Annotated in this window: 12 protein-coding genes; 6 read left to right on the forward strand and 6 right to left on the reverse strand. The window is 69.3% G+C overall.

Translation table 11 applies throughout. The features are described from left to right. Positions 1 to 138 precede the first annotated feature (138 nt). A complete protein-coding gene (locus tag QSK17_RS24025; protein WP_285707435.1) occupies positions 139 to 726 on the forward strand; it encodes a GNAT family N-acetyltransferase in 588 nt (195 codons plus the stop codon). Positions 727 to 734: 8 nt separating this feature from the next. Here QSK17_RS24025 and QSK17_RS24030 read toward each other — a convergent pair whose 3' ends face one another. Then, the gene (locus tag QSK17_RS24030; RefSeq protein ID WP_285707437.1) at positions 735 to 2,474 is read right to left on the reverse strand and encodes a hypothetical protein; all 1,740 of its coding nucleotides are present in this window, start codon (positions 2,472 to 2,474) and stop codon (positions 735 to 737) included. A 467-nt stretch (positions 2,475 to 2,941) separates the two neighbouring features. On the opposite strand from QSK17_RS24030, the gene leuS reads away from it, so the two are divergent. Next, complete coding sequence (gene leuS / locus QSK17_RS24035) at positions 2,942 to 5,404, forward strand: leucine--tRNA ligase (RefSeq protein ID WP_285707439.1); 2,463 nt, start codon at positions 2,942 to 2,944, stop codon at positions 5,402 to 5,404. 205 nt (positions 5,405 to 5,609) lie between these two features. Here leuS and QSK17_RS24040 read toward each other — a convergent pair whose 3' ends face one another. Next, complete coding sequence (locus QSK17_RS24040) at positions 5,610 to 6,731, reverse strand: MalY/PatB family protein (RefSeq protein ID WP_285707440.1); 1,122 nt, start codon at positions 6,729 to 6,731, stop codon at positions 5,610 to 5,612. 171 nt (positions 6,732 to 6,902) lie between these two features. Then, on the reverse strand, positions 6,903 to 7,604 hold the full coding sequence (gene lexA / locus QSK17_RS24045; protein ID WP_067185669.1) for a transcriptional repressor LexA: 702 nt from the start codon (positions 7,602 to 7,604) through the stop codon (positions 6,903 to 6,905). Positions 7,605 to 8,029: 425 nt separating this feature from the next. Between lexA and nrdR the strand changes: the two genes are divergently transcribed. Together nrdR and QSK17_RS24055 are read left to right on the forward strand one after the other, a co-directional pair. After that, entirely contained in the window at positions 8,030 to 8,491 is a 462-nt protein-coding gene (gene nrdR, locus QSK17_RS24050; RefSeq protein ID WP_285707441.1) for a transcriptional regulator NrdR, read from the forward strand. A 117-nt stretch (positions 8,492 to 8,608) separates the two neighbouring features. Next, complete coding sequence (locus QSK17_RS24055) at positions 8,609 to 11,452, forward strand: vitamin B12-dependent ribonucleotide reductase (RefSeq protein WP_285707442.1); 2,844 nt, start codon at positions 8,609 to 8,611, stop codon at positions 11,450 to 11,452. A gap of 340 nt (positions 11,453 to 11,792) precedes the next feature. On the opposite strand, the gene QSK17_RS24060 is transcribed toward QSK17_RS24055, so the two are convergent. Next, on the reverse strand, positions 11,793 to 13,100 hold the full coding sequence (locus tag QSK17_RS24060) for an MFS transporter (protein ID WP_285707443.1): 1,308 nt from the start codon (positions 13,098 to 13,100) through the stop codon (positions 11,793 to 11,795). Between the two features lie 53 nt (positions 13,101 to 13,153). Between QSK17_RS24060 and QSK17_RS24065 the strand changes: the two genes are divergently transcribed. Together QSK17_RS24065 and QSK17_RS24070 are read left to right on the forward strand one after the other, a co-directional pair. Beyond that, positions 13,154 to 14,029 (forward strand): winged helix-turn-helix transcriptional regulator, encoded by an 876-nt coding sequence (locus tag QSK17_RS24065; protein ID WP_285707445.1) that lies wholly within the window; start codon positions 13,154 to 13,156, stop codon positions 14,027 to 14,029. 219 nt (positions 14,030 to 14,248) lie between these two features. Further along, positions 14,249 to 14,566 (forward strand): hypothetical protein, encoded by a 318-nt coding sequence (locus QSK17_RS24070; RefSeq protein ID WP_285707446.1) that lies wholly within the window; start codon positions 14,249 to 14,251, stop codon positions 14,564 to 14,566. 61 nt (positions 14,567 to 14,627) lie between these two features. On the opposite strand, the gene QSK17_RS24075 is transcribed toward QSK17_RS24070, so the two are convergent. Both QSK17_RS24075 and QSK17_RS24080 read right to left on the reverse strand, forming a co-directional pair. Further along, positions 14,628 to 15,659 (reverse strand): hypothetical protein, encoded by a 1,032-nt coding sequence (locus QSK17_RS24075; protein ID WP_285707447.1) that lies wholly within the window; start codon positions 15,657 to 15,659, stop codon positions 14,628 to 14,630. Between the two features lie 176 nt (positions 15,660 to 15,835). Next, a complete protein-coding gene (locus QSK17_RS24080; RefSeq protein ID WP_285707449.1) occupies positions 15,836 to 16,642 on the reverse strand; it encodes an alpha/beta fold hydrolase in 807 nt (268 codons plus the stop codon). Positions 16,643 to 16,650 lie beyond the last annotated feature (8 nt).

The following is a 16,650-nucleotide window of genomic DNA, read 5'->3' on the forward strand; positions in this document are numbered from 1 at the left end:
TGGCTACCCGGCGCCGAAGTCGTGAACCCCCTCGGCACGGCCGTACGAATCCGGAGCGCGGATTCGGAGAGGGGCACGTCCCAGAAGCCCCGTTAGTGTACGTACCAAACGTTCGTTATGAACACGCCCGGAGGTCCGGTGTTCGCTCTCCCCCTCACCTCGCACGCCGAGCTGCGGCCGCTTGAGTCCTGGATGGCCGAGGAGTTCCTCGACCACATGGATCGGGCGCGCGAGCACATCTCGCCATGGGTCTCGCCGACGTTCGCCGCCGCGGACCTCGCCGAGGCACGTGCGCTGCTGCGGCGCTACGCCGACCTGCGGGCCCGGGACGCGGGCGGCATCTGGGGAATCTGGCTGGAGGGCACCCTCGTCGGCGGCGTGCTGTTCGTGTCGTTCGACGCCGCCCTGGGCGTCTGCGAGGCGGGGTGCTGGCTCGAACCCGGCGCGGAGGGGCGAGGGCTGGTCACCCGTGCCGTCGAGCGGATCGTCGACTGGGCCGTGCTGGAGCGCGGCATCCAGCGTGTCGAGTGGCGAACCAACGCCGAGAACACGCCCAGCATCAACGTCGCCAAGCGGCTGGGCATGACCCTCGACGGCACCCTGCGGCAGGTCTATCCGTCCGGTGATCGGCGTATCGACATCGAGGTCTGGTCGGTACTCGCCGGCGAGTGGCGGTCGCACCGAACACAGGCCGCCGCGGACACGGCCGAGACGATCGATTCCTGATCGATCGTCTAGCCGACCGGGCGGATCTGCTTGAAGACCGTGTTGATGTCGGGCAGCAGCTCGTCCTTCTGCTTGGGCACCTGCATGTAGACGATGGTCGGAAGGTCGCCGCCGGCGTTCAGCGCCGCGACGACCGCCGTCGTCTGCTCGGAACCGTTCTTCACCGTGAAGGCGATGAGCTCGCCGGTCATGCCGCCCCGCGACACCCGCTGCTGGGCCGCCTTGGAGACCTTGTTGTCCTTGTCGAAGAGCTTCTGCCGCGTCTGGAACATCACCGAGTTGATCACGGGCCCGAGGTCGTCCTCGGAGGTGTACTTCCCGGCCAGGGACTGCGCCAGCGGGCCGGTCATCACCTGGGCGAACTGTAGCTTGCCCTCCGGGGTCGTCCCGGCCGGGACGTACTGCCGGGTGGCGAAGCCGTACGTGTCCTGGATGTGCTGGGTGCGCTGGTCGAGCTGCCAGGGGCCGCCGAGCTTGGGTAGCGTGATCTGCCCGGCCGAGTCGGTGACCGTACCGGAGACGGGGGACGGCGTGCCCTTGTACGTCGGCAGGGGCAGCGACTGCGGCTTGGCCGCGACCGGCGCCGACTGCTTGGCGGACGGCTTCGCGGACGGCTTGGTATCGGCTGGCGCGTCGCCGGAGCTCAGCGGGCCGGAGACGAACGCCCACACCAGCGCGGCGATCAGCGCGACGACCACCGATCCGATCAGCGCGAACAGCCAGATCGGCCGCCCGCCCTCGTCGTCGTAGTAGTCGTCGGGCCCGCGCTCACCCTCGGGGCCGAAGACGGTGTTCCACAGCTCCTCCTGGCGGTGCGCCGGAGGCGTCTTGGGGCCGCTGATCTGGCCGGCCGTGACGAACGGGCGGTACGGGTCGGCCGGGTCCATGCCCTCCTGCGGCCGGTCGAACGGCCCGGCCGCTCCGGGGAAGCCGGACGGGGCAGCCGTGGGGGAGCCGGGAGGAGCGGACGGAGCAGGTGCGGCGGGGGCGGCCTGCGGGTACGCGGCCGGCGCGGGCATCGACATCGTGGCCTCGGCCGCCAGGCCGCCGTACGGCGGACGGTCGCCGCTCAGCGGGTCCATCCGCGGCGCGGTGCCCTGGCCCAGGGGGTCCTGGCTCAAGGGGTCGGACCGCAGCGGGTCGTGCCGCATCGGATCCATGTGGTCCTGTCGCAGGGGGTCCGGGCGCACGCCCAGCGGATCCTCACGCAGCGGGTCGGGACGCAGCGGATCGGGACGGAGAGGATCGGGACGCATGGGGTCGTGCCGGAGCCCATCGGGGCGCGTGACATCCGGACGGGCGGAATCCGCGCGTACGGGGTCGGGCCACATGGGCTCCGGTCGCATGGGGTCGGACCGCAGCGGGCCGGACAGCGGGTCGGGGCGCGTGGGATCCGGGCGCGTGCCCAGCGGGTCGGCGCCGTACGACGCCGGGGGCTGCGGCAGGAAGGGGTCGGCGCCGGTCGCGTGCTGCGAGGACTGCGGCATGCCGTACGGGTCGTCCGAGCGCGTGTCGCCGTACGAGGCCAGGGGCGGCGGCAGGAACGCGCTCCGCTCCTCCCTGCCGTAGGGCTGGGCCGACGACGGGTGCTGCCCGGCGCGGTGTGGTGACTGGTCCGCGCCCGGGTCGGCCGGGTCGAAGGACCGGGCCGACGGCGTGAAAGAAGAGGCCGCGGGGACCTCGGGCCAGGCCGGTGAAACCTCCGGCCACGCCGGGGTCCGCTGCGGCTCGCTGTGCTCCGAGGGCATGGTACCTCCCGAGATCATGCCCGAATTGGGTGCGCCTGGCATGATCTCATGCGAACCTGGGGGCGCCGCACGGAAACCAGAGAATGCTCCGCGGAATTGCTCGCCCGTCGGGTCGGTCGGCGGGTCCTGCATCGGAAGGTCCGACTGCGGGAAATCCGGGCCCGATCCCGGCTGGACTGAGTTCACCACAGCGAAGAGAGTAAACTAAAGGGACAAAGAGGTCACAGCGGAGCTATCACCATCGCGTATCGCTCGTCTAGAGGCGAACGCCGTCCGGTAGATCCTGAAGCGACGCTCTTGCCGTCTGCGCTACCCTTGGTATATGCGCGCCGCGACCCTGCTTACTTGGCCGCATCGTCAGGGCTGATTCCCCTCGATGCGGCTGCCCCTCGCGCGAAGCGGGGGGCTTTGTTGTGAGCGGGCGCCCTCACCGTGCCTTTAAGGAAAGCATCCCTTCGGGAGTTGACGTGGACGAGCTGGTGTACGACCCGCAGGCGCTGCAGGCCAAGTGGCTGCGGCGCTGGGAGGAGCTGAACCCCTTCGCGGCGGTGGAGGACGCGGCGGACACCCGGCCGCGCAGGTACATGCTCGACATGTTCGCCTACCCGTCGGGCGACCTCCACATGGGGCACGGCGAGGTGTTCGCCATCGGCGACGTGATCGCGCGCTACTGGTTCCAGAAGGGCTACAACGTCCTGCACCCCGTCGGCTGGGACTCCTTCGGCCTGCCCGCGGAGAACGCCGCGATCAAGCGTGACGCGCACCCCGCCGAGTGGACCTACGCCAACATCGAGACCCAGGCGAACTCGTTCAAGCGTTACGCGGTCTCCTTCGACTGGTCGCGGCGGCTGCACACCAGCGACGAGGACTACTACCGCTGGAACCAGTGGCTGTTCAACCGTTTCTTCGAGCGGGGCCTGGCCTACCGCAGGGGCGGGCTGGTCAACTGGTGTCCCACCGACCAGACGGTGCTGGCCAACGAGCAGGTCGTGGCGGGCAAGTGCGAGCGCTGCGGCTCCGACGTCGTCCGCCGCGAGCTGACGCAGTGGTACTTCAAGATCACTGACTACGCCGACCGGCTGCTGGACGACATGAAGCTGCTCGAGAACGGCTGGCCGGAGCGCGTGCTCACCATGCAGCGCAACTGGATCGGCCGCTCGACCGGCGCCGACGTCCAGTTCGAGATCGAGGGCAGGGACGATCCGGTCACGGTCTACACCACCCGGCCCGACACCCTGTACGGCGCAACCTTCTTCGTGGTCGCCGCCGACGCCCCGCTGGCCGAGGAGATCGTGGCCCCCGGGCAGCGTGAGGCGCTGGCCGCGTACCGCGCCGAGGTCGCCAAGCTGTCCGACATCGAGCGCCTGTCCACCGAAAAGGAGAAGACGGGCGTCTTCCTGGGCGTGCACGCCGTCAACCCGGTGAACGGCGAGCTGATCCCGGTCTGGGCGGCCGACTACGTCCTGTCCGACTACGGCCACGGCGCGATCATGGCGGTCCCCGCCCACGACCAGCGCGACCTGGACTTCGCGGTGAAGTTCGGGCTGCCGGTCAAGGTCGTCGTGCACACCGGCCTGGCCGACCCGGGGGAGACCGGCGTCGCCACCTCTGGTGAGGGCACGCTGGTCAACTCGGGTCCGCTGGACGGCCTGTCCAAGACCGAGGCCATCGCGCGGATCACGCAGATCCTGTCCGAGCGGGGCACGGGCCACGCGGCGGTCAACTTCCGGCTGCGTGACTGGCTGCTGTCCCGGCAGCGTTTCTGGGGCACCCCGATCCCGATCATCCACTGCCCGGACTGCGGCGAAGTGCCCGTCCCCGACGACCAGCTCCCCGTCACGCTGCCCGACCTACGCGGCGCCGATCTCAAGCCGAAGGGCGTGTCGCCCCTGGCCGCGGCCACGGACTGGGTCAACGTCGAGTGCCCCAAGTGCGGCGGCGCCGCCAAGCGGGACACCGACACGATGGACACCTTCGTCGACTCGTCGTGGTACTTCCTGCGCTACTGCTCCCCGGGGTACGAGGACGGCCCGTTCGACGTCGCCCAGGTCCGCAAGTGGGGTCCGATCGACCAGTACATCGGCGGGCAGGAGCACGCCGTGCTCCACCTGCTGTACTCGCGGTTCTTCACCAAGGTGCTGCACGACATGGGCATGGTGAACTTCACCGAACCGTTCATGCGCCTGCTGAACCAGGGCCAGGTCATCAACCAGGGCAAGGCCATGTCCAAGTCCCTGGGCAACGGCGTCGACCTGGGCCAGCAGATCGACGACTTCGGGGTGGACGCGGTCCGGCTGACCATGATCTTCGCCGGTCCGCCGGAGGACGACATCGACTGGGCCGACGTCTCGCCGGCCGCCTCGCAGAAGTTCCTGGCCCGCGCCTTCCGCGTGATGGCCGAGGCGGGCGCGGCCTCCGCGCCCGGCGCCGACCCCGCGAGCGGGGACCAGGAACTGCGCAAGGTCACCCACCGGACCATCGACGAGGTCACCAAGCTGCTCGACTCGTACCGCTTCAACGTCGCGGTGGCCCGCATGATGGAGCTCACCTCGGCGGCCCGTAAGGCCATCGACTCCGGCCCGGGCGCCGGTGACCCCGCCGTGCGCGAGGCCGCCGAGACGCTGGCCGTCATGCTGTCACTCGTCGCGCCGTACGTCGCGGAGGAGGGCTGGGAGAAGCTCGGCCAGACCCCGTCGGTGGCCAGGGCGGGCTGGCCGGTCGCCGACCCCGCGCTGCTGGTGCAGGAGTCGGTCACCTGCGTCGTCCAGGTCGCCGGCAAGGTCCGGGACCGCCTGGAGGTGGCGCCCGGGATCTCGGCCGCCGAGCTGGAGGCGCTGGCCCTGGCCAGCGAGAAGGTCCGTCCGTACCTCGACGGCGCCCCGCGCAAGGTGATCGTGCGCCAGCCGAAGCTGGTCAACATCGTCCCCTGACCCCCTTAGCCCGCCCTGGGTAAGTCGCCGTCGTGAGACGGTTGGGCGCGCTGCTGGTGGGGGTCGGGCCGGCCGTGACGGCCTGCGCCGCCGCCTGAGCGGACCGGTCTGAGGTGAGCGGTCTGAAGCGAGTCGACTGAAGCGAGCCGCCGTCCGGTCTACCGGGCGGCGGCTTACTCAGCGTTGCTTCCTCTGGGAGGCTCCGTCAGGACAGTGCGGCGGAGATCCGGGTCAGGATCTCCGCCAGGATCGGCTCCGAGGTGCCGAAGTTGATCCGCGCGTAGCCCTCGCCTCCCGGGCCGAACAGCGGGCCGGGGTTGAGCCTGACCCGCGCCTCCCGCTCGAGGTACGTCGCCGGGTCCTCGTCCAGGAAGCCGAGGTCGAGCCACCCGAGGTAGGTGGCCTGCGGGATCCGGTAACCGACCCGGGACGGGAGCCGCTCCGCGATCAGTCGGCGGTTGCGGTCCAGGATCGTGAGGACCTCGGCCAGCCAGGCGTCGCCGTGCCGCCAGGCGGCCACGGTCGCCTCCACTCCGAGCAGGTTGGGCGCGCCGTAGATGTGCGCCGGCTGCCGGTCCACCGCCTCGCGTACGGCCCGGGCGCCGAGATGGGCGACGGAGCAGCGGATGCCGCCCATGTTGAACGCCTTCGTCGCCGAGGTCAGCGTGACCGTGCGGTCGGGCAGGATCGTGCCGAACGGGATGTGGGTCTCCGGCGCGTACGTCAGGTCGGCGTGGATCTCGTCGGAGATGACCAGGGTGTCGTGCCGTTCGGCGTACTCCGCGAGCGCGCCGAGCTCCTCGGCGGTGAACACGCGGCCGGTGGGGTTGTGCGGGTTGACCAGGAGCAGCACGGCGGCCGGCTCGTCCGGCACGTCGAACCGCCAGCCGTCGCCGTCTGCCACCATCGGGATGGAGAGCAGCCGCCGGCCCATCTGGGTGATGGTGTCCAGGAACGGGTGGTAGGCCGGAGTGTGCAGGGCGACGGTGTCGCCCGGCTGCGTCGTCAGGTGCAGCAGCACCTGGAGGGCCTGGTTGATGTCGCTGTACGACCGGACGTGGCCGGGATCGGGGCGGAAACCGTACCGGGTCTCCATGCGCTCGGTGAACGCCTCGGCGAGCGGGCCGGTGGTGGGTTCGTCCAGCCACGCCGGGTAACCGAGATCGGCTTCGGCACGGCGCGTCACGGCCTCGCGCACCGCCTCCGGGACGGGGAAGTCCATGTCGGCGATCCAGGAGGGGATCACGCCGGGTGCGATCTGCGACCACTTGAGGCCGTCGCGGCGGGAGGCGGCGTCAAGGGTGAGCTGGTCAAGGTTGCGCGTCACAGGAGTAAGCCTATTTGCGCTATTCACCCTGATTGCTCCGCGGTGACAGAGGTCACCGCAGAGTGACGCCGGGACGCGCGAGACCCGCCAGGACGAGCTCACGGCGCACGTCCGGCGGGCCGAGCTCGCGGCGTAAGGGCCGAGCTCGCCCGCCGGGTGCCGCCGGGCGGGCTACAGCTTGCGCAGGACTGCGGTGACCTTGCCCAGGACGGTCGCCTCGTCGCCCGGGATCGGCTCGTAGTTGGGGTTGTGCGGCACCAGCCACACGTGCCCGTCCTTGCGCTTGAAGGTCTTCACGGTGGCCTCGCCGTCGATCATGGCGGCCACGACGTCGCCGTTGTCCGCGACCGGCTGCTGGCGCACCACGACCCAGTCACCGTCCGCGATGGCCGCGTCGATCATCGAGTCGCCGCTGACCTGGAGGAGGAACAGCGTGCCCTCGCCGACGAGCTGCTTCGGCAGCGCGAAGACGTCCTCGATGCTCTGCTCGGCCAGGATCGGGCCTCCGGCGGCGATGCGGCCGACCAGCGGCACGTACGCGGCGGTCGGGCGGCTGAAACCGGGCTCCACCTCAGCGGCGTCCGGATCGACCCAGAGCACCGGCTCGCCCGGCAGCCGGACCTCCAGCGCCCGGGGGCGGTGCGGGTCGCGGCGCAGGTAACCCTTGCGCTGCAACGCCGTGAGCTGATGCGACACGCTTGAGGTGCTGGTCAGCTGAACCGCCTCGCCGATCTCGCGCATCGACGGCGGATATCCGCGCTGCTGCACGGAATCGCGGATCACCTCAAGGATCTTGCGCTGCCTGGGGGTGAGACCAAGGGAGTCCCTCCGGCGCACCGCGAGGTCGTTGACGCTCTCTTCCTGCCCGCTCACCAAACCACCTCCCAATCCGTGTTCTTCATGTCGCACAGAGCGACGGTACCTCGATCCAAGATCATCATCAAACAGTTGTTCGATTTGATGTGAATCCCCGCCACCTGCGTCGTTGTAGCAACATCGTACGGGAGTTCGATCGACATCGTGTTCGATATTGCCGAGATTTCGCGGATCTTCTTGTAATGTGCCCGCGCGATGCCATTGGGGCCGGCGACACGCCCGAGGCCCCCGGTGATTTCCCGGCTTGAACAGCGACTTCACCCGGCCCGTCGCGGCCGACTTGCGTTCAAGGTCGGGCACTTCTACGGTTGGACCACAACATCTAGTAGTTACAGCGATGTACTTCACCACAGCTTGTGTTTCCGTGACCGCTTCACGACCATTTCGTGAGGTGGGCGTAAGCGTTTCCAGGGAGGGATGACGTGCACTGCCCGTTTTGCCGTCACCCGGACACGCGGGTCGTCGACAGTCGCTCGACCGAGGACGGGGCGGCGATCCGCCGCCGGCGAACCTGCTCGGAATGCGGGCGCAGGTTCACCACCCAGGAGACCGTTCTGCTCATGGTCAGCAAGCGAAGCGGGGTGACCGAGCCGTTCTCGCGGGACAAGGTCGTCGCCGGAGTGCGACGGGCCTGTCAGGGGCGCCCGGTCGGCGAGGACTCCCTCGCCCAACTCGGGCAGCGCGTGGAGGAGAGCATCAGGGCCACCGGATGCGCCGAGATCGCCTCGCACGAGGTGGGGCTGGCCATACTGGGGCCGCTGCGCGAACTGGACGAGGTCGCCTATCTGCGCTTCGCCTCCGTCTACCGGGGGTTCGAGACGCTGGCCGACTTCGAGGTCGAGATCGAGCAGCTCAGAGCCGCGCGCGCCGCCGTCCAGCAGTAGCGGCAGTAGCGGCGGGATTTGACGGGACGGCGCACGCCGACGCCCGTCACGCAGAGTGTTTGAACAGACACGTGATCGGATGCGAGGGGCTCCACCGGGCCCCGGAAGGGGGAATTCATGACGGAGATCGTGAACGGCACCGAGACGGGCACCGGGGGACGCGGCGGCAAGCGGCCGCGCAAGGGTCTCAAGATGAAGCGCGTCTTCACCACCCCGGGGGTCCATCCGTACGACACGGTCACCTGGGAGCGCCGCGACGTCGTCATGACGAACTGGCGCGACGGCTCGATCAACTTCGAGCAGCGCGGCGTGGAGTTCCCCGACTTCTGGTCGGTGAACGCCACCAACATCGTCACCAGCAAGTACTTCCGCGGCGCCGTCGGCACGCCGCAGCGCGAGTCGAGCCTTCGGCAGCTCGTCGACCGCGTCGTGGACGTCTACACCAAGACCGGCGTCGAGAACGGCTACTTCGCCACGGATGAGGACGCCGAGATCTTCGACCACGAGCTGAAGCACGCGCTGGTCCACCAGGTCTTCAGCTTCAACTCGCCCGTGTGGTTCAACGTGGGAACCGCCTCGCCGCAGCAGGTGAGCGCGTGCTTCATCCTGGCCGTGGACGACCAGATGGAGTCCATCCTGGAGTGGTACAAGGAAGAGGGTGTCATCTTCAAGGGTGGCTCCGGCTCCGGGATCAACCTCTCCCGCATCCGCTCCAGCAAGGAGCTGCTCTCCAGCGGCGGCACGGCAAGCGGCCCGGTGTCGTTCATGCGCGGCGCGGACGCCTCCGCGGGCACCATCAAGTCCGGCGGCGCGACCCGCCGGGCGGCCAAGATGGTCGTCCTGGATGTCGATCACCCCGACATCGAGGAGTTCATCGACACCAAGGCGCGCGAGGAGGACAAGATCCGCGCGCTCCGGGACGCCGGGTTCGACATGGACCTCGGCGGCAAGGACATCGTGTCCGTCCAGTACCAGAACGCCAACAACTCCGTCCGGGTCTCCGACGACTTCATGCGCGCCGTCGAGAGCGGTGGCGACTTCGGCCTGCGCGCGCGGCTCACCGGCGAGATCATCGAGAAGGTCGACGCGAAGTCGCTGTTCCGCCGGATGGCCCAGGCCGCCTGGGAGTGCGCCGACCCCGGCCTGCAGTACGACGACACGATCAACGACTGGCACACCTGCCCGGAGACCGGGCGCATCACCGCCAGCAACCCCTGCTCGGAGTACCTCCACCTGGACAACTCCTCCTGCAACCTGGCGTCGATCAACCTGCTGAAGTTCCTGCGCGACGACGACACGTTCGACGTGGAGAACTTCGTCAAGCTGACCGAGCTGATCATCACGGCGATGGACATCTCGATCACCTTCGCCGACTTCCCGACCGAGAAGATCGCCGAGACCACTCGGGCGTACCGCCAGCTCGGCATCGGCTACGCCAACCTCGGCGCGCTGCTGATGGCCACCGGCCACGCGTACGACTCCGAGGGCGGCCGGGCCATCGCCGGGGCGATCACCTCGCTGATGACCGGCACGTCCTACCGACGCTCGGCCGAGCTGGCCGCGATCGTCGGGCCGTACGACGGCTACGCCCGCAACGCCGAGGCGCACAAGCGCGTCATGCGCAAGCACGCGAGCGCCAACGACGACCTGCGCGCGCTCGACACCATGGACAAGGCGGTCCACGCCGAGGCCACCCGGCAGTGGCAGGAGTGCCTCCGGCTGGGCGAGAAGAACGGCTACCGCAACGCCCAGGCGTCGCTCCTCGCGCCCACCGGCACCATCGGCCTGATGATGGACTGCGACACCACCGGCATCGAGCCCGACCTCGCCCTGGTCAAGTTCAAGAAGCTGGTCGGCGGCGGATCCATGCAGATCGTCAACCAGACGATCCCGAGGGCGCTGCGGCAGCTCGGCTACCAGGAGGAGCAGGTCGAGGCGATCGTCGAGTACATCTCCGAGCACGGCCACGTGGTGGACGCCCCCGGCCTGCGGGCCGAGCACTACGAGGTGTTCGACTGCGCCATGGGCGAGCGGGCTATCGCCCCGATGGGCCACGTCCGGATGATGGCGGCCACCCAGCCGTTCCTGTCCGGCGCGATCTCCAAGACCGTCAACCTGCCCGAGTCGGCCACCGTGGACGACATCGAGCAGGTCTACATGGAGGGCTGGAAGCTCGGGCTCAAGGCCCTGGCCGTCTACCGCGACAACTGCAAGGTCGGCCAGCCGCTCTCGGCCGCCAAGAAGACCACCGAGGAGACCGCGGAGAAGGCCGTCGAGCAGGCGCCCGAGGTCCAGGTCATCGAGGTGCCGCGGCCGACCCGCCGACGGATGCCGAACCAGCGGCCCAGCCTGACCACGCGCTTCACCGTGGGCGGGGCGAAGGGCTACATGACCGCGTCGTCCTACCCCGACGACGGTCTCGGCGAGGTCTTCCTCAAGATGTCCAAGCAGGGCTCGACCCTCGCGGGCGTCATGGACGCGTTCTCCGTCGCCATCTCGATCGGCCTGCAGTACGGCGTGCCGCTGGACACCTACGTCCAGAAGTTCGTCAACATGCGCTTCGAGCCGGCCGGCATGACCGATGACCCGGACGTGCGGATGGCCCAGTCGGTGATGGACTACATCTTCCGGCGGCTGGCGCTCGACTACCTGCCGTACGAGGACCGCGCCGCTCTCGGCATCTTCTCGGCCGCCGAGCGGGCCGCGCAGGCGCGCGGTGAGGACCCGGCTGCGCTCCAGGACGTCGTGGACACGGCGGCGCTCGCCCAGTCCGCGCCGATCGAGGAGAAGCGCGCGGAGGTCGCCCGGCCCGAGCCCAAGCGCTCCTCGGTGGACTCCCTGGAGAGCCACCAGGGTCGTACGGCCGACGCGCCGCTGTGCATGACCTGCGGCACGAAGATGCGCCCGGCGGGTAGCTGCTACGTCTGCGAGGGCTGCGGCAGCACCAGCGGCTGCAGCTGATTCCCGGCGCCGCCAGGGATGTGAAATAGCAGGTCGAAGCGGGGAGCCGACGAGTGATCGGCTCCCCGCTTCTGTCATGCCCCTGCGCGGATGCGCGGCTCCCGCGCGTCGCTACGCCGATCCGGAGGCGCGAGCCGTGATCTTCAACCCTTGCCGCGCGGTGCGGACTCGGCTGATGGGGGCGAGCGCTGGGCCGAGATCCTGGAATCCAGCTGCCGCTGCCTCCGTCCCACTCGCCCGAACTGATGGTCAGCAGCGGGCGGCACTCAGAGTGATCCGACCGTTCGCTCGACCCTGTGGCTGGCTCCCGTTGACAGGCGGGAATTGGCGTACCTGGGCTTCACAGGTTGGACGTGTCCGCTTGGGCTTCAGGGGCGAGCTGCCGACGATGCGGTGGCGAGCCGGTGGCTTCGTCGCTCTGCTGATAGTCGGTGAGGTCGCGCAGGTGCCGGATCGGTGAGGCCAGCAGGACCAATGGTATGCAGATGGCCGCGACGACAAAGATCATCAGGGTGGCCCGGCCGCTGAGCATCCCGGCGATCACTCCGGCGATCAATCCGCCGATCGGGATCGCGCCCCAGGAGACGAAGCGGACCGTGGCCATCACTCGAGGCAGCAGGTCGGGCGGGCTGGCGATCTGCCGGTACGTGCGGGTCACCACGCTGAGCATCACGACGCCAGCGGCAAATACCACGTTGCCGGCGGCGAAGGCCGCGAAGCCCTGCCAACCGGTGCCGAGGGGAACGACGAGCGCCCCGGCGACCACGGCGAAGCCGGAGACGATCAGGGCGCGGGCGCTGCCGAGCCTGGCCGTGACCTGGTTCGTCAAGGCCGCGCCGATCAGTGTGCCGACACCGTCCGCCGCTAGCAGCAGGCCGACGAGGCCGGGCTCGGCGTGCAACTCGCGTACGAGGTACAGCGCGTAGAGCGCATTCTGTGCCCCGCAGACCGTGTTCGCCGCGGTGGCGGCCCACATGCACGGACCCATGACCGGGTGGTGCACGACGAAACGCCAGCCTTCGCGGATCATCGCGCGCACCGGTGGCCAGCGGTCGGGGGCCTCTGGACGGCGTTCGGGCAGGGTCCGCAGCAGCAGGGCTGAGACAAGGTAGCTGGCCGCGTCGACGAGGAGGGTGGGCACCGCCCCGAGCACCTGGACGATGAGACCGCCAACTGACGGCCCACCGAGCTGAGCAGTGGCGTGGGTGCCGGATGTCAGGCTGTTACGGGACTGCAGCTGCTCCTTGCTCACGATTGACGGCAGGAAGGTTGAGTTGGCGACATCGAAGAGGACGTTCGCGAAGCTGATCACGAGAGCCACGATCACCAGCTGGGCGACCGTCAGCCGGTCCAGCCACCAAGCCAGCGGGATGGAGATGACCGCCGCCGCGCGGGCCAGGTCGGCGGCGACCTGAACCCTTCGCATGGGGAGTCGCTGCACCACCACCCCGGCGGGCAGGCCTATCACGATCCAGGCGACGTAACCGGCGGCGACGATCATGCCCATCTCGAACGCGGAGGCGTCGAGCACCGTCAAGGCCGTCAGCGGCAGCGCCACTGCGCCTACCGCCGAGCCGACCGCGCTGGTCGTGCCAGCCGTCCACCACCGCCAGAAGACGCTCGCCCCACCTCCACTGTCGATCCCCATCCCAGCGCCCCTCCTGAGTAAGTTCCATAATGGAACGCACTATACTGGAGTGCGTGAAGCGCGCCGATCTGCCCGACTCCGACTGCGGTATCGCACAAGCGCTCGGAGTGATCGGCGACTGGTGGACATTCCTGGTAGTGCGGGACATCGCGGGCGGCATCACCCGCTTCGACAGCCTTCAGCGTGAGCTCGGCGTCAGCCGTCGAGCTCTGGCCGAACGCCTGGCCAGGCTCGTCGAACACGGGGTGCTCGAGAGGCGGCCCTATTCCGATCGCCCGCCGCGCTACGACTATGTGCTGACCACGAAGGGTGAAGGCCTGCTGCCGGCGCTCATCGCCCTGCAGGATTGGGGCGCCAGACACGTGATGGGCGATGGGGCGCTGACCGCGACCAGCGAGGACGGGTCCGCCGAGAGCCGTCGCGTGCACAAGCTGGTCAACCGGAAAATGCCGGATGCCGTGCTGGAGCGACATGACGGCGAGCTGGTCGCGCCCAATGCACCGGGCGGCGTCTGGACGGTGCTCTACTTCTTCCCCGGCGCCTTTGCCCCGGGCACGCAGGGCTACCCGCCCGGTTGGGCCGACGTCCCAGGGACGAAGGGTTGCACGTTGGAGGCTCTTACCTACGCGTCACGGTGTGCCGACTTCGAGGCGGCAGGTGCCACGATCCGAGGCGTGAGCACCCAGCGACCCGACCAGTTGGCCGCCTTCGTCACGCACGCGAGGTTGCCCTATCCCCTCCTGTCCGACCAGGACAGCAGACTCGCCGCTGGGCTGCTGCTGCCGACCTTCCGGGCGGCCGGCGTCGACCGCTTCAAGCGCCTCACCCTGTTGGTCGACGCCGACGCGATCATCCGCGCGGTGCAGTTTCCGATCAGCGATCCGGCCGGTTCAGTGGATGACATGCTTGCCCTCGTCCGCAGTCAATGACAACGATCCGTGCGCGTCGTCGCCCATCGCCCGCCTGCTCTTCACCGCCGCGATAACCTCCTCACCCCGGAGCGGCGTGCGTACCTCGACAAGCTCGGAGCAGGGCATCCTCCGCACCTGTGAGATTCCGGTTCCCGCTTCTGCTTGTGCCCCCTGCGCGGACGCGCGGCTCTCGCGTCCCCACGCCGAGCCGGAGGCGCGAGCCGTGATCTTCGACGCTTGCCGCGCGGTGCGGACTCGGCTGACTCTCTGACAGCGGGACGATCGGCAGGGCCGCCTCGAAGGGCTGACCTGGCTCAGCCCTTCGACCCCGCCGTCGACGCCGCCTGCCTGGCCTGGCACGGCTGGGACAAGGTCGCAGCCGCCGTTGACAGGCGGACGCTGCACCGCGCGTGGACCTGGTATCTCACCTTTGGCCTGGAGCAGGTCTCCTTCGCCCTCCTCAACGGCGAGCCGGACCACGTCGTCGCGCAGCGGTGCGCCGCTGCCGCGGCATGGCTGGACCGCACGGCACATCTGAAGTCACTCTTCGCCTGACCGGCGTCAGGCACGCAGGTGGAGGTGCCAACTGGACAGCCGCTGAGCCACGTGGAAAAGCTCACTGCATGATTTCGAGGTGCGGGTGGTCGAAGGACGTGGGGCAGGTATAGATCTGCATGTTGTACCCGCGGCCGATCTGCACCATTGGAGGGTCGGACGGGTTCCGGATCCCGACAGGGCCCGTGTGGTCGCGATCTTCGAGGGGAATCCAGCTGCCGCTGCCTCCGTCCCACTCGCCCGAACTGATGGTCAGCAGCGGCCGGTACTCCGAGCCGCAGGCGTCACAGTTCATCGGCCACGGGTCGCAGAAGCTCCAGGGGCCCCAGCCGCCGACCTTCCAGCCAGGAGCGACGCTGTGCTCGAACTGGTAGTACGCGCTGCCGTCATCCTGCTCATCGTCTGGGTGCAGTTCGGCCCACTCGGCGCGCCCCCACGCGTGCAGGCGCTCCGCGAGTTCGTCGGGAAGCTCGTGGGATGCGGGGTACTCGGTGACGACCTCGGGGTGCAGCACGCACGGCTCCGGTACGTAGTGGCCGAAGTGGTCGACGTCGAGCGGAGCGGGTGGGTTCGTGAGCACCTTCTGGACGTCAGTGGAATCTCGCCAGATCAGACGAGCCGTGGGCATGCCCCCTTTGTGGTCGAGCGGGCACCACAGTACTTGGAGGACGTCTGCTCCTTCGGGGCCGACGAGTCCCGGGATATCGCGGAGGTACAGCTGTGCGACGGGCAGGAGCGGATTCGGCGCATTGTGCGGAGGATGCCCTGCTTCGAGCTTGTCGAGGTACGCGCGCTGCTCAGGGGTGAGGAGGTTCTCGTGGGACGGCCGGGGCCGGAGCCACGCAGCCTCCAGCAAGTCGCGGCGCCGGCGGATGTCGTCAAGTGAAGCGGGCGGCTCCCAGTGGTCATGTTCGTCGCTGCAAGCGGGCCAGTCCTCGTCGGCGGGCCAGAGCAGAGGCCCGCCGATCGAGCTCTCGTGGATCGTGGGCTGGCCCGGGCGGGGATGCAGGCGAACCGCCCGCCGCGCCAGCGGCACCAGCTCAGGGAACACGGCGGCGATGTCGACCGGCCGAGGTGGAGTGGTCCTCGCCATCGGAACTCCTTCAGTTCACCTGCAAGTGTCGGCGGGACTCTATCCGCATGCCCCGACAGATCCATCTACAGCTTTGGCGGGCAGAAGGGGACGCTGGGGGCGTGAGCTCGGAGCGGGGCCCGGACACTCCGGGGTCCCGCTCCCGCTTTATGCCGACACGTGCCCCGCGGACGCCGTCACGCCGTCACGCCGTCAGCGAGGAGGCGGTCCGTGATCGTGGACACGAAGAGGCCGGGGTTCTCGAACGGGAGACCATGACCGCCGGGGAGTGACACGAGATCCGCCCCCGGGATCGACTCGGCCAGTTCGCGCTGGTGGTGCGGCGGCACGATCCGGTCGTGGGCGCTGGAGATGATCAGCGTCGGCGCGGTGATCTTCGGAAGCAGCGCGGTGATGTCAACGTCGATGTCGGCGCGGGCCTGCCGTACGAACCCGGCTTCCGCGCCGTCCATGAGGGCGGCGAACCCGGCCGTGGCCTGCTCGAAGTCGGCGAGGTCGCGGGCACGGAGCGTGTCGTCGCCCATGGCGGTCACCTGGAGCAACCGGGCCAGCAGCTCCCTGTCGACGCGCATCAGGCGGATCCAGAGGTCCATCTGGAAGGCCATCCAGGGGTCCGTCCTGGCCCACCCGGCATGTGCGACGAGTGAGAGCACCCGCTCCGGGCGCGTTCCCGCCGCGGCCAGCGCGACGACGGCTCCCAGCGAGTGGCCGACCAGGTGGAACCGCTCCAGCCCGGCGTGCTCAGCCGCGCCGAGGACCTGAGAGACGAGGTCGTGGACGTGGATCGGGCCGCCGTCGTCGACGGTGGCGCCCGAGCCGGACAGGTCGGGGGCGACCACGGTGAACCGGTCGGAGACCGCCTCGATGAGCGGCGCCCAGTTCGTTTCCCCGGTGGCGCCCGTGCCGTGCACGAGCACCAGGCCGGGACCGCTTCCGGTGACCAGGTAGTTGACGGTGCCGGAGTTCACTTCGACGGTGGGCATGACTGCTT

It is taken from the genome of Microtetraspora sp. NBRC 16547 (genome assembly GCF_030268965.1).
Lineage (GTDB): Bacteria > Actinomycetota > Actinomycetes > Streptosporangiales > Streptosporangiaceae > Microtetraspora.